This window comes from Paenibacillus camerounensis (assembly GCF_000723885.1).
Taxonomy (GTDB): domain Bacteria; phylum Bacillota; class Bacilli; order Paenibacillales; family Paenibacillaceae; genus Paenibacillus_AQ; species Paenibacillus_AQ camerounensis.
The window spans coordinates 13,388-29,061 of the sequence record NZ_CCDG010000059.1 but is presented as its reverse complement, the minus strand read 5'-3'; the positions used below and the strand labels follow the sequence as shown (position 1 = coordinate 29,061).

Annotated in this window: 14 protein-coding genes; 2 read left to right on the top strand and 12 right to left on the bottom strand. The window is 50.3% G+C overall.

What is annotated here, in order from left to right; all coding sequences use genetic code 11:
- Positions 1-93: 93 nt before the first annotated feature.
- From BN3772_RS21555 to BN3772_RS21525, 7 genes are all read right to left on the bottom strand, one after another.
- Complete coding sequence (locus tag BN3772_RS21555; RefSeq protein ID WP_042202150.1) at positions 94-333, bottom strand: DUF3977 family protein; 240 nt, start codon at positions 331-333, stop codon at positions 94-96.
- An 82-nt stretch (positions 334-415) separates the two neighbouring features.
- Positions 416-1,606 carry a metallophosphoesterase gene (locus BN3772_RS21550; protein WP_042202149.1) on the bottom strand — a complete coding sequence of 397 codons (1,191 nt, stop codon included), beginning with the start codon at positions 1,604-1,606 and terminating at the stop codon, positions 416-418.
- A 154-nt stretch (positions 1,607-1,760) separates the two neighbouring features.
- Positions 1,761-2,171, bottom strand: coding sequence for a bacteriohemerythrin (locus tag BN3772_RS21545; protein WP_052380633.1), 411 nt, complete (start codon positions 2,169-2,171; stop codon positions 1,761-1,763).
- 91 nt (positions 2,172-2,262) lie between these two features.
- Positions 2,263-3,126, bottom strand: a complete 864-nt coding sequence (locus tag BN3772_RS21540) for a TIGR02452 family protein (RefSeq protein ID WP_042202148.1) — start codon at positions 3,124-3,126, stop codon at positions 2,263-2,265.
- 30 nt (positions 3,127-3,156) lie between these two features.
- A complete protein-coding gene (locus BN3772_RS21535) occupies positions 3,157-3,633 on the bottom strand; it encodes an NADAR family protein (RefSeq protein WP_042202147.1) in 477 nt (158 codons plus the stop codon).
- A 28-nt stretch (positions 3,634-3,661) separates the two neighbouring features.
- Complete coding sequence (locus tag BN3772_RS21530) at positions 3,662-4,561, bottom strand: NUDIX hydrolase (protein ID WP_042202145.1); 900 nt, start codon at positions 4,559-4,561, stop codon at positions 3,662-3,664.
- A 594-nt stretch (positions 4,562-5,155) separates the two neighbouring features.
- Complete coding sequence (locus BN3772_RS21525; protein WP_042202143.1) at positions 5,156-6,019, bottom strand: cation diffusion facilitator family transporter; 864 nt, start codon at positions 6,017-6,019, stop codon at positions 5,156-5,158.
- Between the two features lie 295 nt (positions 6,020-6,314).
- Between BN3772_RS21525 and BN3772_RS21520 the strand changes: the two genes are divergently transcribed.
- Positions 6,315-7,667 carry a PQQ-binding-like beta-propeller repeat protein gene (locus tag BN3772_RS21520; RefSeq protein ID WP_042202142.1) on the top strand — a complete coding sequence of 451 codons (1,353 nt, stop codon included), beginning with the start codon at positions 6,315-6,317 and terminating at the stop codon, positions 7,665-7,667.
- A gap of 71 nt (positions 7,668-7,738) precedes the next feature.
- Here the strand turns inward: BN3772_RS21520 and BN3772_RS21515 are convergent, their stop codons facing one another.
- Complete coding sequence (locus tag BN3772_RS21515) at positions 7,739-8,242, bottom strand: ferritin (RefSeq protein ID WP_042176531.1); 504 nt, start codon at positions 8,240-8,242, stop codon at positions 7,739-7,741.
- Positions 8,243-8,338: 96 nt separating this feature from the next.
- Here BN3772_RS21515 and nagZ point away from each other — a divergent pair, with 96 nt between their 5' ends.
- A complete protein-coding gene (nagZ, locus tag BN3772_RS21510) occupies positions 8,339-9,697 on the top strand; it encodes a beta-N-acetylhexosaminidase (protein WP_244444810.1) in 1,359 nt (452 codons plus the stop codon).
- A 65-nt stretch (positions 9,698-9,762) separates the two neighbouring features.
- Here the strand turns inward: nagZ and BN3772_RS21505 are convergent, their stop codons facing one another.
- Genes BN3772_RS21505 through BN3772_RS21490 form a run of 4 tightly spaced genes read right to left on the bottom strand, consistent with a single transcriptional unit; the run spans position 9,763 to position 15,604 of the window.
- Positions 9,763-10,860, bottom strand: coding sequence for an efflux RND transporter periplasmic adaptor subunit (locus BN3772_RS21505; protein ID WP_042202141.1), 1,098 nt, complete (start codon positions 10,858-10,860; stop codon positions 9,763-9,765).
- Between the two features lie 43 nt (positions 10,861-10,903).
- The gene (locus BN3772_RS21500; protein ID WP_042202140.1) at positions 10,904-12,283 is read right to left on the bottom strand and encodes an ABC transporter permease; all 1,380 of its coding nucleotides are present in this window, start codon (positions 12,281-12,283) and stop codon (positions 10,904-10,906) included.
- Positions 12,280-12,993, bottom strand: coding sequence for an ABC transporter ATP-binding protein (locus BN3772_RS21495; RefSeq protein ID WP_042202139.1), 714 nt, complete (start codon positions 12,991-12,993; stop codon positions 12,280-12,282). The genes BN3772_RS21500 and BN3772_RS21495 overlap by 4 nt, the downstream gene beginning before the upstream one ends.
- A 34-nt stretch (positions 12,994-13,027) precedes the next feature.
- Positions 13,028-15,604, bottom strand: a complete 2,577-nt coding sequence (locus tag BN3772_RS21490; RefSeq protein WP_042202138.1) for a hypothetical protein — start codon at positions 15,602-15,604, stop codon at positions 13,028-13,030.
- Positions 15,605-15,674: the final 70 nt, after the last annotated feature.

Sequence of the window (15,674 nt, the reverse complement as noted above, 5' to 3'; positions counted from 1 at the left end):
GTAAATCATCTATCATCTCGGTTCAGCTCCACTTAGTAAATAGCTTAACTACTTCAATGTGCCTTTTCCATCTAAAGCTGTCAAATAATATGATTACAGGTAACTGCTGATACCGAAAATAAGCTTGAATGCTTTCCGGCTCTTACGGGTTCTTTTGAAGCCTGATCTGATGTCAAACACATATACGGTGTGCCCGGCCCAGCATCTTATGTATACTGAATGCAGCTTAAGCGGCCAAACAATTCCTTTTTGCTCATACTCGCTGCCATCCGCCAGCTCTGTTTCTGTCCGAACCAGCCAGCGGTTACCCAGTCCGATCTCAATATATTTCATCAGTCCCCCCCAAATGTTAAGAGCCCCCTGTTCACTGCTGAGAACGCAGGCAGGGGGCAAAATAAAGTCAAATCAATTACATTTAAGCCAGCACAGTCTTCGCAGACAGCGGTTCTTCGTTATAGCTCCTGCTGCCTTCCGGCAGCACCTCCAGCTTAATCAGCTCGGAGCGGCTGGCAAGCCGGATCGGCGGGCCCCAGGTTCCATATCCTGAGGAGACGATGACATGCAGCTTCTCTTTGAGCAGATAACCCCAGTCCAGTTCGAACAGACGTCTCGTAATCCAGTGGTTGGGAGCGATCTGGCCGCGGTGGGTATGCCCTGACAGCAGAACATCCACTCCCGCCTTGGCAGCAATATCAAATCCGGTGGGCTGATGATCCATCATCAGGATTGGCCGCGAATGGTCAAGTCCTTCAAGCAGCGCAGCGACACTTTTTCTGCCGCCTTCCATGGACTCCGCCGTTTTGTCCTTACGCCCGACAATGTATACGCCTCCGGTCTCAACAACTTCATCCTGCAGCACCTTAATACCAATGTCCGCCATTACCCGGGTGTATTGTGCGATAGAGCCGCCGTAATATTCATGGTTGCCGAGAACGGCATACACGCCGTGGCGGGCCTTCAGCTGCTTCAGCTGCTCACTCATCCGGTTGCGGATGAACGGCTCAATGCTGTCATCCAGCACATCCCCTGCCAGCAGGACGATATCCGGGTTCATCCGGTTGATTTCAGCTACCATTTTGCGCAGATGGCGGTTGCCGACGATATTTCCCAGATGCAGGTCGGATGCCACAGCGACTGTAAGCGGACTGCTCGTTCCAGTTGACTTATCAAGCCGGATCGGATGCGAGCGTACAATTGTACTCCAGGCATTGCGTGAGCCCCAGATCAGGAATACGGCAAGCAGCAGCAACAGTGTCGCCCCTGCTTCAGCAGTAAACAGACTGCGTTCAACACCCGTAAGACCCAGTATCCAATAGAGTAAATCGGTCAACGGCAGCATAATAACGGCAAACTCCATACAGGCAAGGTAATAAGAGCCGACTACCTTGAACAATCTGGCTGCAGGCTTCAAGCTCTTCGGCCACGGTACCATTCCGATCATATATGCAAAAGCAATGACCATGAACACCGTCCAGTAAAAGCCTGCAGAAAGACCCGGCACGAATTCCTCCAGCAGAACCCAGAGATGATACCCGATATAGAAGTTAACAAGTCCCAGCACCAGCAGCATTACAGTTCCTGACAGCAGCATGCGCAGGTTTTTCATGATCCCCACTCCTTTAGCATAGAGCCTATCTTTACGGTCTAGTTCAAATCATATCACAAAGTATTTGCCAGGTATAAATTCTGCCCGGTGTATACTACAAAACACAAAAAAAAAGAAAATGCCCTGCGGCATCTTCGAATCTATCTTTATGTAGTTAGACTGCCTTGCCCTTGTTAGCGATACAATCGCCGATCAACTGGTCGCATTTACTGATATGCTGGAGCAGCCAGTCTGTGAGTGTGCGGTTCAGCTTAATGGTCGAAAGTACGGATACTCCCTTGGTCTTAACCGTCTCCTCCAGCTCAAGTACTGTCTTTACAAATTCAGCATGCGTCTTCTGGTGCTCGGCCAGCTCTGGAAAATCAATGTCCTTCATGAGCTGCTCTTCACTGCTGAAATGCTCAAGCGTATACTCTTTAAGGAATCTCAGTGTTTCTTCGATTTGCTCCTTGCCCTTCTGATTGGTGCACGCATCAAAAAATTCGTTCAGCTTCACAAGCAGCTGTCTGTGCTGGCAATCAATTTGCTCCACACCGATGTCGTACGATTCCTTCCAGTGGATCATAGCTCACCCTGCCCTTTTCCATATTTCTTAAATATACAGATACAACCTCCTTTATTTTCACCGTTTCCATGCGCATGTTCTGTGAACAACATCACAACAGCTTCTGCCGGAAGGCGTTGATTGCGGCCTGCCCCGGTGAACGGTCAAGAATCGCAAATACAATCTTGTCAAAAAGCACCAGATAACCCTCCTGCAGCAGCACCTTCCGGAAGAATCCGGCAACCTCAACCGGGTCGTTACGGAATACGCCGCAGCCGAACGCTCCAAGCACAATGGCCCGGTGTCCCTGATCCGCAGCAACCGCAAGGATATATCGGAGCCGCTCCAGCATTACTCCGGCAATTAGCGGTACCTCCTGCGGGTCCCGTTCCCTGACTACACCTGCATTAACGGCTGGGGCAGTAATCATGGATACCGTGAACGGCTTCTCCAGCAGCAGATCCCGGCTGTCCCGGAATACGGGAACACCCGGAGAATGAATCATGTAGTGCGAATATAGACAGGTTTTGCGTCCGCGGTTATAGTCGTACATTTCCTTCATTTGTGAGATACTCGGATACAAGGCAGAGGCGCGTGCCAGGCTTTCCTCCTGCGCCTGGCTGCCGCCCAGGAAGCCGCCGCCGGGATTTTTGGCTGAGGCGAAGTTCAGACACACGGTGTGTTGAATACCCTCCTGATCAACCAGGCGCCGGGCAGCCTCCAAGGTAGATTCGTCCGTTACGGTAATTACCGCCTTGTGCTGCGCTAAGCTGCGGATCTGCCCGGCTGTGCGCTCATCAAGCGTCTTCAGCTGCTCCGGAGAATATAACTGCGAGCCGGAGACAGCCGCTCTGACGGATTCCGTTATGTCCACCAGTTGTCCGTTATGGCTCTTATAGCTCCCTGAGGCAATAATATCTAATGTTTCCTGTGCGGTTAACGCCCTTCTACTTCTTGCGTTGCTGGTATTATTCATTATTTCCCTCCATTACTGGAATCACTGTAGCTACCCCTTGATCAGATCATCCCGCAGACTGGTCAGAACCTCTCCCAGCCAGTTCGAGCCGCGCCATGTACTTCTGCTGCGGATCGCCGGATTATCCTCCGTCAAGCCTACACCCCAGATCCGGTCTGTCGGACTCGCTTCCACGAGTGTCGTGCCTTGAGTATCAAGCAGCTGCTGAAGCAGCTCTTCGTTCTGAATAAATTTCTCTTTGTTCCCTTCGTAGACGATAGCTTTACAATGCTGTACCCATAAGCTTTGTTCGAAGCCCTTAACCTGTCTGCCTAATTCCTTTTGTTCTCTGGGGATGCGGGCCAGCAGAATCTTCCGGCTCCGTTCCTCGTCCCCGAATAAAACAGCCTTCCCGTACATCATATATTGCTCCGCACTGTTAAAATGATTATCACCTACTGTGAACGAGCACGGATACCATTGTGAAAAGGGAGATTGACTTTTATAGAAATAGGTGAACTTTTCCATCTTATATAACACCTCTATCCCGTCCTGTTTATTCTTTGTTCATGTTATACCGGTACAATCTTGAAGGCCGGTGTCCGGCGTCTTTTGTGTATTCATCCGTCTCTGTTACACTGTCGGCGATCTTCCTGCGGAAGGCTGCGGCCAGCAGCTCTTTGCCGAGTATAATCTCATAGACCCGCTGTAGCTCAGACAGGGTGAACAGCGGAGGCATCAGATTAAAAATAATGTCTGTATACTCAACCTTGCCCCGCAGGCGTTCAATCGCGTACTGAACCATCAGCAGGTGATCAAAGGCCAAGCCGTCGCTCTCGACGATCCGGCTATGCGATTTGCGGACATGCCCTTGGACAGTCACAGTATGCTTAACCACACCGGTAAGTGTTGTCTGCTCATTTTGCAGCGTAATTCGGATCATTGTCTCCAGCTCGAATCCCTGATCAAGCTCCGTGCGGACCGTATCGAGCAATTGATGCGTAACCTCAAACCACGCGGCATCATCCGCATCATCGCCTGCCTGTACATTCAGCGTCGTCCGGTCAACCAGCGCCATATAGGAGCAGCTGATGACACGCATACGCGGATCACGTCCAACATCCCCCCAGGTATAGAGCTGCTCCATGTAAATATTATCAATATTCGTCTCTGTATAAAGCTCTCTTCTCGCAGCATCCTCAATGCTCTCCTCTACAGATACAAAACCTCCCGGCAATGCCCATTGTCCAAGGTACGGATGCTGGCCTCTCTTAATCAGCAGAAGCTGAAGTGACTTCTCAGACAGCTTGCGGTAGTTATTCTGCTCCTGCTCCATTACGGTAAAAATCAGCATATCAACCGTCACGGACGGGCGCTCATACACCCCGGCATCATAGCTTTGCAGAAACTGCTCTTCTGTCAGTCCCTGGGCATCGGTTATCGGTTGCTTATTCATACAACGCTCCTTTTCTGCTTGTAAATGGCATCTCAACTTATTATTACATTGTTATTATCATATTGTTATTATATACATATAAGCCATACTGAAGTCAAGTATATATTGGTTAAGTATGGGTGGAACAACAGAACAAATCTACCCGAAGGGTGGATCAATATATAGAGTACTTAAGAATCTAATTTGCTGACTTCTGGCAGCTGCTTAACTTTAATTTGGTCTTACTCACTAAAGGCGTTCATTGTTCTTGGCAGCTGGCAGCTGTATTGAAATAGCGAATATAGGCACATACCCTGGCCTAATGTATACGAAAAAACGAATACATTAGGCCACCATGAGGGTAAACTGGCCAAATGTATGCGAAAAAACGAATACATTCTGCCACCATGAGGGTAAACGGGCCAATTTATGCGAAAAAACGAATGTTGGGGGGGTATCAGGTCGTTTCTTCCATGTCTCCTGATTCTTCACGTCCACCCCTCCTTTATTTTTCATCGGAGTTATCCACATTTTTTTGCATTGTATAATTTCCTATACAACGAAAAAAGCCTGATCGCTCAGGCTTTCCGCTTATACCGCTATACCATTAACATTTCACACCGGCTCAATATGCACGTGCACATTAGAAACCTTATACTGTCCCTTTAACTGATCCTCGATCTCTTCAGTTATATCATGGCTTTGCACCACATTCAGGCTGGGCTTGACTAACACCGTTGTATCGACCAGCACATTGTTGCCATGGACTCTCGCCTTAATATCTTTGATGGATTCCACACCGGCAATTCCTGCGACCGTCTGCTTCATCAGCTCCAGCTGTCCGGCGTCAAAGCCGTCGGTCAGGTCATGCGTAGCCTTGCTGAAAATGTCCCCGGCCGTTTTGCAGATCAGCAGGCCGACAATAACCGCCGTTACAGGGTCAAGCCATGGCAGGCCGAATTGCGAGCCGAGAATACCGGTAAAGGCACCCATGCTGACCAGCGCATCTGAACGGTTATCCTGCGCCACCGCCTGCATTGCGTTACTGTTCAGCCTGCGGGCCAGTCTAATGTTGTACCTGTATACGATCACCATAACCGCTGCGCTGCCTGCAGCCGTCCATGCAGCAATCAGGTCAGGCGTCTCCAGCACCGGCTGAATGAACTTGTTCACTCCCTGGTACAGAACTTGAAAACCTACAGCAACCATAATGAATGAGGCAATCAGTGCGGCAACCGTCTCTGCCCTGAAATGCCCGTAGCTGTGATTGGAATCCGGAGGCCTTCTCGATATTCTAAGACCGATCAGAATGGCGATAGATGCAATAATATCGGTGCTGTTGTTAAGTCCGTCCGCAAGCAGCGCCTGGGAGCCCGAGTAGGTCCCGATCAGCAGCTTGACCGCAGATAACACTATGTATGCCAGCAGGCTTAGCCAGGCTCCTTTTTCGCTTTGTTTGATGTCGCTGTAGTTATCCAAAACAAAAGAACCTCCAAAACAGTTAGTATTGTTCCATACTACACGCTGGCATCCGGGTGGGTCTAGAGAAACAGTGTTGCCGGGCGGCGTAATAGTTAACCCTCCTAAATAGAGTTGGGCAGCCGGAAGTGTGTTGCCGCACGCAATATAGTTTGCATCCGTTCAACTTTCATACCATAAGCTGTCAGCACAATCATAACTTTGACCGTAAATGTAACTTTTTTCAATAAAAGGAGTCTATACAGAGAGAGAATTTTCCAGTGTATACATTCCGCTCAAAGGGAGAGTTGTTATAATGAAATATACACAAAAGTACAAAGCAGCTGCGATATTAGCCATAGGTGCTATAATACTGCCGCTTGCTGCGGGCTGGCTTGCTCCGAATGCATCTGCAGAATCCGCAATCATCACTTCTGGCAATCCCTATTACACCAAGGTCTCTGCACCAGTCCTCAAACCGCTATGGAGCTTCACTACTGCTGCTGTAAACAATCCGCAAAGCACACAGACCGTGACAGCTCTCGCCGAAAACGGCACCGTATTTGCCCTTCAGAATAACTACAAATTAATCGCACTAAAGGCGGCTACCGGCAAAAAAATATGGGAGTTCGGCAGTGCCCTTGCCCCGCTTTTCATCTATAATAGCGGAAATATTTACGGGCTTACACAAAAAGGCTCACTCTATGCCGTCAAGGAGAACGGTACAAAGCTGTGGTCAACAGATCTTGCATTGCCTAATGCCTCCAGTATTCAAAAAATCGGCAATACCGTTTATGTCACCCAGGGAATCTACCTTGCGGCAGTTGATGCAGCAAGCGGCAAGCTCAAATGGAAGATCAACTTAAACAGCGGCTATTACGGCCTCGACCAGCTTGCCCAAGCAGACGGAGTAGTCTTACGCACCTATATAGGTGAAAGTGTCCTGGCCCTTTCCACGCTCGTTGCCTACGACGCAGAGTCCGGCAAAAAGCTGTGGGAGCAGTACCGCCACGAGCTGCCGCTGGCTATAAAGGACGGCCTTCTATACTCCGTGAAGAATCTGGCAGTGCTGGATGAAGATCCGGTGAACCGCAAAATCCCCGTATCCGTGATCAATGTAAAAACCGGCGAAATCAAAGGCGAGCGGCAATACCGCTGGACAGAAACAGCCAACCCGGACATCGGGTTCCGTTCAGGAGGTGCATACGGCTCCGCTTTTCTCGATGGTGACAGCCTCTACATCTTCCAAGGAGACACACTGGCCAGGTATGACTTCTGGAAGTATTCGGCAGACGGCACACCGCAGCAGGTATGGGAGCAGGCTATCCTTGAAAGTGAAGCTCCACTCTACAAAGTCCACCAGCAGCGGATGTTGTTTATCAATTACGGGGACCAGTCCCTTGCTGCACTCAAATTAGCCAACGGACAGGTAATGCGGCTCCCGGCTGGAGAAAATCCGGCGGTCCAGCTTGATATCTTCGGCTCCACCATATACACAGGGCAATCCGACGGACTGTTCCATGCCTATGATTTTATCAGCTACAAACCGCTGTTCACCGTTAATACCGGTTCCCGCGATTTTGCGCCTACCCTCAAAACAGGCAGCACGCTGATCGTGCGGAGCGGAGGCAAGCTGATGGGTGTCAAGCTTCCGGCGTCAATTAAATAATCCACTATGCTTATAAAAAAGACACGGGTATTATCCCTGAAGGGATAATCTCCGTGTCTGTCTGAGCGCGGTTATTCAGCCGGCGGTGTAAAGGAACGGGCTGCAAATTCACTATCCAGCATATAGAAAGCATTGCTGTCCGTCTCAATCCGTCTGAGCTTGGCGATAATATTGCTGAACAGGGCCTCTTCCTCCACCTGCTCATCAATAAACCATTTAAGGAAATAGATCGTGGCGTGCTCACGCGCATCCAGCGCCAGATCAGCAAGGTGATAGAATTTCTTGGTGTTCTGCTGCTCGTGGGCATAGGCATGCTCGAATGCATCCAGCATGGAAGTGTAAGTGTTGTTCGGCTCCGGCAGGGCAGCCAGAGTGGCGCGGTAGTCTCGGTCATTGAGGAATCTGTAAATCTTCATCGCATGGAACCGCTCTTCCTCGGCCTGTACCAGGAAAAAGTTAGCGAAGCCGTCCAGGCTTTCACCGGAACAATAAGCAGCCATAGCCAGATAGACATGAGCAGAATAAAACTCAAAGTTCATCTGTTCATTGAGTGTCTTCATTAAATCTTCCTTCATTAACACGCCACCTCATCCTTGTATAATTAGTTACCTTATAAACCTATGTACCACTTCATCTTATACATCTTATCATCATGGCAGGTTAATCTGCAAATGAGAGAAAGGATAACTGAAATGATTCATCTCTGCCGTAAAAATATACCTTTAACCGTCTTCCTCTCTGCTCTGCTTATCTCTGGCTGCGGCAGCAATACTACCGCTGTCGGGATATCTACGCAGGTACCGGATGCCACCGGTACTTCAGCGCCGTCAGGTGCAGGAGCCATGCCGGCAAATACTCCTCAGCCGCAGACTACACCTGAAATCTCTGCATTACCGCCAGCCTCACCCTCTCCCGTACCAGGCAGCAGCGATGATGCCATTGCCCGGCAAATCGCCGGAATGACGCTCGGGCAGAAGATCGGACAGATGCTGCTGGCTGGTATCGACGGCAGGGTTCAGGGTAGTGAAGCCAGACGGATGATTGCTGAAGATCAGATCGGCGGAATTATTCTGTACAAGGATAATATAAGCAGCCTCACAGGCATGGTCAGTCTTATCAATGATCTCAAAAAAAGCAACAGCAGCAATGATATACCGCTGTTCATGAGCGTTGACCAGGAAGGCGGCAAAGTCAGCCGGATGCCTGAGGCGTATGCTGTAATGCCCGGAAACAGCAAGGTGGGGACAGCTGATAGTCCGGAAAGTGCCAGGATGATGGGCAGCCTGCTGGCCAGACAAGTCCAGTCCGCCGGCTTCAATATGAACTTTGCCCCTGTGCTGGACATTAACAGTAACCCTGATAATCCGGTTATCGGGGACCGCTCCTTCGGGAATACTGCTGAGCTTGTAACCCGGCTGGGTATAGCCGAAATGCAGGGAATCGCCGGGGAAGGCGTTATTCCGGTTATCAAGCATTTCCCGGGTCACGGTGACACTTCTGTTGACTCTCATCTTGAGCTGCCTGTCGTGAATAAGAGCGCTGCCCAGCTTGCACGGCTGGAGTGGCTGCCATTCCAGTCAGCGGTCAAGGATGGTGCGGACGCCGTGATGATCGCCCATATCCTGTATCCGCAGCTTGATCCGGATAAGCCCGCATCCCTCTCTGCAGACATTATTAGCGGCCTGCTCCGGGAACAGATGGGTTTCAGCGGGGTTGTTATTACCGACGATATGACTATGGGCGCCATCACTGATCACTATACATTGCCTGCCGCAGCAGTAGATACTGTGCTGGCAGGCAGCGACATTCTGCTGATTGCCCACGGGTATTCCAACGAGCAGAAGGTACGGGCAGCTCTTCTGGATAGTGTTCATAACGGAGTTATCTCCGAAGCGCGTATCGATCAGAGCGTTCTGCGGATTCTGAAGCTGAAAGAAAAGTATCAGCTCACGGACAAGCCCGCCGCAATACCTGACCTGACGTTACTGAACCAAGACATTAAGAAATGGCGCAGAGCCTTAGCCGAATAAGGATTGTCTATCGAAAAAGGGAGCACCGGCATCATCTGCCGGTGCTCCCTTAATCTTATCACCTGCTATTGCAGAACAACCGTATCTCCTGCCTTTAAGCCGGTCAGAACCTCTGTCTTATCAGAGGTCTCTAGCCCAATTGTAATCTCCTGCCGTTCATACTGTCCGTCCCCTTTATCCAGCATAACAAAGGCCTGTTCCCCTTCATGGATAACAGCCATACTGGAGACGACCACAGCATTCTCCCTGCGCAGGGTTTCAATATCCCCGCTTAGGCTAAGGCCGCCAATCAGTCGCTCGTCCGGCTGCAGTGAAATTACAACCTCGAATTGCGGAATTTGACTGGCTGAATTTTGCCCCGTAGTGTTGGTCGCAAATTTTGAAACCTCAGTCACTTCACCACTCAGAACTAAATCCTTCATCGCGGTCATTTTGACGTTAACCTTCATTCCCTGCTTGATTTTGAATATTTCCTGCTCTCCGACAGAGGCGATGAATTCCAGCTTGTTCAGGTCGACAATTTTGCCGATATACTGGTTGTCAGACACCGTCTGGGGCCGTTCCGTACTGCTGTCATACAGGAATATTCCTGTTGCCGGTGCATGATAAATAGCAGTGTTCAGCTTGGTTTTTTTATCCGCCAGATCCTTCTGCTGGATTTCCGCATTCACCTGGTTCAGCTCTTCATTCAGCCTTGCTGCCTCTTCGGCTGCCAGTGCCTTCAGCCGCTCTGCCTCAGTGCCGATTGGAGCTGTATTTTCATCCTCCTGCTGGCTGACAAAGTCATTAAGCTCTGCTTCCAGCTCAGCCTTGCGGATTGCAGCCTCCGTCTGGGCAATCTCGTTCTTAAGCGTGGACTGGTCAAGCGTAAAGAGCACATCCCCCTTCTTCACCTGCCCGCCGTTCTCTACCTTCCAGCCGGTTACCTTGGAAGCAAAAGGTGCATATACGAGTGTCTCTTCCTGATATTGTGATTTCCCTTTAACCTGAACGGTGCTTGTCATGGTCTCTTCGGTCACAGGAAAACTGATTACCTGCGGCGGCTCCATCACAATCTCCGCCTCTTTATCTTTAAATATTTTTCCGTAGAGCATGTACCCTGCGCCTATAATGATCACCGCGATAATAATCCATTTCAGGCTGCGCTTTAATATCCTTTTCATTCCCCTGCTTCCTTTCAGCTTGAAATACAAAATCGGTCAGGCATTAATCCCGTTTAATTGCTGTAAGCGCATCTGTTCTGGAGGCACTGATTGCCGGATATATACCGGACAGAACGCCTGTCATAATTGCAAAGGCCAGTCCGACCGGAATGGTCGTTAACGGGATAACGAAGTTCAGGCTGTCCCCTGCAGTGCCCACCAGCTTATTAAGACCCATGATAATCAGATAAGAGAACAGCACTCCAAGCAGGCCTCCGAGCAGGCCCAGCAGAGCAGCTTCCGTGATGAACATATTGCGGATCTGCCCCATGTTGGCGCCAAGCACCTTCATGATCCCGATCTGCCGCCTGCGCTGGTGTGTGGACATGGTCATGGCCACAATGATTGAGATAGAGGCAATAATCAGAATGAATACCCCTATACCTAGCGCAGCCATTTTTATCATATCGAACTGCTCTTTAAGCATCTCCTGCTGATACAGATTGTCCATGGCATTCAGATTGAGCTTCTGGATTATGGCTTCAACCGATTTGATATTATCCGTGCTGTCAACCTTGACTGTAACCGTTTTGTAGCTGTTTTCTTCCACATTCGGAGTCATACCGTTATTAGTGCCGAAAGATAATTGCTGGGTCAGCTGGGCCGCCGTTTCAAGCGATACATACATAATCTTTTCGTAGGAGGCACGCAGATCATCGGTTCCCTCCGCTGTAGACAGAATACCGCCGACCTGCAGCGCTGAGCTGAGCCTGATGTTCCCTTCCGAAGTGGAATAATCTGTGGCCTGCAGCTGCACCTGCTGCCGGTACATCTCAGAAGGCAGGGTTGACATGCTGTTATACTGGTCCATCAGTGCAGAGTTGAACGGGTCCGCTCCCAGCTGCTCATACAGCTTCTGCCGGGTCTCATTGTCAATCAGTCCGAGTGTAGCCCCGTAATTCAGCACGACCATGCCCGGCAGATCCGTAACACCGCCCTGCTTGAACTTAAAGCCAAACTCGGTTAACATCCGCAGATCCGTCGCTTTGACCTGAACATCGGCAATTTTGTTATCGACGGTCAGCATCTGCATATAGCCGGCATCTTCAAAAGGTGCAGCGGCTACAACATGATTCAGGCTCTTGATGATCTCCAGCTTCTGGGCAGTCAGCTTGCCAGGGTCCAGGTTCTCGTTACTTTCTCCAGAACCTCCACCGCCGCCTCCCCGTGAGGGAATGCCCCCGCCGGGAGTTACGGTGATTTCATCCATTTTGAAATTCTGGTTAACCTGATCGGTAACATAGGTCTGGGCGGATTGCCCGATGCTGAGCGCCACGATAATGGCGGCACAGCCGATTGAAATCCCGGTCATACACAGTCCGGTAACGACCTTGCGCCGTTTCACCTGATCCCAGGCCATCCGGGAAATATCCCTGATCTTCATCCGGCGCCTCCTTCCGCAGACTCCGCATCTGCTGGCGGCTGTTGATTATTGATCAGATAGCCGTCACGCAGGGAGAATGTACGCTGCATCTGCTCTGCAACCTCCAGTTCATGTGTGACAACAATAAAGGTTGTCTTCAGCGACTGGTTCAGCTTCAGCAGAATTGCAATAATCTCTTCCTCAGTCTTGGTATCCAGATTCCCGGTCGGCTCATCCGCGAAGATAACGGAGGGCTCGGTAATCAGCGAACGGGCGATACTGACCCGCTGCTGCTGGCCGCCTGACAGCTGCGACGGGAACAGATCCGCCTTGTCCGGGATGCCGACCTGCTCCAGGAGCGCCAGCGCTTTTTGCTTGCGGACCGAAGGCGATATGGATTGGAATACGAGCGGCAGCTCAACATTTTCACGTACCGTAAGGCTTGTAATCAGCTCGTAAGCCTGAAAGATAAAGCCGATATGCTTACGGCGGAATTCCGCCAGCTTGTTCTCCCCCATCTGGACGATATCATGGTCGGCAATGTATATATGGCCTTCCGTCGGCTTCATCAGCCCGGCCATCAGATTCAGCATGGTGGACTTGCCTGAGCCGGAGCTTCCGAGCAGCGCGACCATCTCACCTTTGTTAACTGTAAAATTAATATTGTGCAAAACCGTGGTCCATTCGTTGCCGGTTTTGAACGAATGCTTGATATTTTCAACTCGCAACATGGGTGCTGCTCCTTTACGGACTTAGAATAGAACGTTATTTTCCTGTCTCTTTCTCCTCATCTTCAACCTTTGGCAGCGGGATAAAGCGCATAGTGAAGGTCTGGCCGCCCAGCTCCTGCCGTTCCCCCTGGAACTCATCATATACCGTCAGTTTATAAGAACCGCCTGTGATCTGCCGGTAGAGATTCTTGGTAAAGGACACGGCAAAATTATGATTAGTCCCTTCTGTCAGCTCCGTACCGATTGCCAGTACCTTGTCCTGAGATTGGCCGAATGGATCTGTAATCCGCAGAACCAGCTTATGCTCTGATTCTCCGGCATCATAGCTGTTTTCCCGCGTCAGATTGTAGGTAATGTTCAACGTTACTGTATCACTGGCTTCTACATGGCTCGCATCTGAGGTAAGAACATTTAAAGTATAAGGATAAAGGACGACGTTCTGTAGATTGTTAGCAGGAACAACAGCTCTTGGTGTAAGCGGCAGTGAGGCTACATTAATAAATCCGGTTGCTTCCTCTCCGCTCTCGCTAAGTCTGCCGGCTGTGACGCCAGATCCCACATACAATGACACATCCGTTGTGCTTGCCGGTTTAGGCAGCTTAGCCCACAATGTAACCAGCTGCTTGCCGCCCGGTATCGCCAGACTGTCAGACTGGTTCACCTTAGCTTCATAAAATTGCCCGTCCGCTGTTTTGAAATACGCCTGCAGACGTGCCATCTTGCTCTGCCGTTTCTCGGCACTGGTCATCAGCACCTCGGTGTACAGAATATTATAGTTGCTGCCTTCATAGACGGTAGTTTTGTTCTCCTGTACTGCAGCATTTTTGCCTTTGCCGGAAATAGTGTAGCTGTCCCCGCGCTTCAGCTGGTCTACACTGCTTATAAAGCTGGTTGTACTGAAGTCGAGGAACGGAATGCTTTCGGTTTCCGATTTGACACTTAGGTTTACCCGCACATTGCTGAACTCATCGGTATAGGGAATTTTGGTTATCAGCGAAATATCAGCATATTTCCCCGGAGCAAGTACTGCAGCCTCTTTATCCATGAGCAGGTCCGTCGTTGCCGACAGATTATCGGTATCGAGCTTCAGCGCTCCTTTGAGCTCAGGAATCGTCAGATTTACGGCTTGTGTGTTGGTTATTCTAACCTTGGCAAGGACAATGTCATCATTCTTCCACGGATAACGCTGCAGCGATTGCAGGCTGTAGGCGAATGAACCATATTGGTTCGTTGCTCCATATTCCTGCCCGCTTCGAACGTCAGCCTTAAGGGTGTATGGAATAGTGAAATAAGCAACCGGGAAAATCAGCTTCCCGGAGGCAGCGCCTGTATCCCCTGTACCGGAAGTACCGCCGTCCGTTCCGGCAGCAGCGGTAACAGCTTCAATCATCTGCAGCTGCAGCGAGGACTGCTCCACCTGTAACGGAATTTCCACCGTCAGCGGAACCACCTTTGTCTCCATCGGCTTCAGGGTAAGACCGCTCAAGCCTTTGGCATTAACCGGAAATGCCGTTCCTTTGGCTGACTTCACAGCCAGCTCATAAGCAGGCAGTGTCACTGCTGTATTTCCGGTATTCTTAAGCTGCAGCTGGAATGCCCAGACCGCCGTGGCATCCTCTGCAAAGACAGAAGCTCCGGTGAGCTTAGTGTCGACCGTGTTGTTGTTTACGACGATTTTTTTGACGGCGCCGCTGGCTACGACCAGATTAGGCGTACTCGCTGCCGGAAGCTTAAATGAAGACCTCGGAAGCTCAAGCTTAAGCGCCTCATCCTTCTGCGTGAACTGCAGCTTCATATTGGTGGTATTCAGATAGGCCGGAATTTCGGTCAAATAATAGATACTCTTTTTTTCCTGCGGCTGGATCTTATAGCCGGTCTGGGAGCTGCTGAGCGCAAGCTCAAAGGCTGTTCCGCTGGCTGTGACCAGATAGGCTGTGTAGCCCGGATCGCCGAGCACTTTACCGCCTTTGTTCGTAATATTGATGCCTGCTTTGGCATATACCTTGCCGCCGTATTTGTACAGCTCCAGCGATGCTGCACTTGCTGTAACCGGAATGTCATTCATCTTAGTGTCGAGGCTCTTGCCCGTTGCCACCATGTTGGAATAAGCAGCCGGAATGGCAAAGGAACCGGAATGCTTCAGGTAACCCTTGCTTTTGGCATCCCACACATACATGGCAATTTTGACGCCTGATAGGGATTTGGTCTGTCCGATATTCACATAGTATGTAATACTCATACTGTTCTTGGCAGCAATCTTTTTCTTCGTAGCGTCTGCGGTTACCGGATTGCCCGGAATGACCGAGCCTCCAGGAGTGACGACGCGTGAGAAGTAACGCTGCAGATTCACAGTTGAACTGCTGTTATTCGTAATCTTCAGGGTGTAAGCCAGTATGTTACCGCCGGACTGCGGCCAGATGTTGATGTCTTCAATTGCTGCTGTAACTCCAGCCGCCATCGTAACCGGATTAATTTTGACTGCTGCTGCAGTGCTGGCCGCAGCCTGTGTGCCTGCAGCCTGGGCTGCGGGCACCGCTATCCCCCCGGCAGCCTGAACCAAGGCCAGGCTGCTTAAGAGCAGAACGGCCGTTCTTTTGCTGAACTCTCTCATTGATATCCTCCCAGAAATATTTGCTAAGGTTATTATAGTTGCTGACAACCAGGGATTTGTATCCAATTTG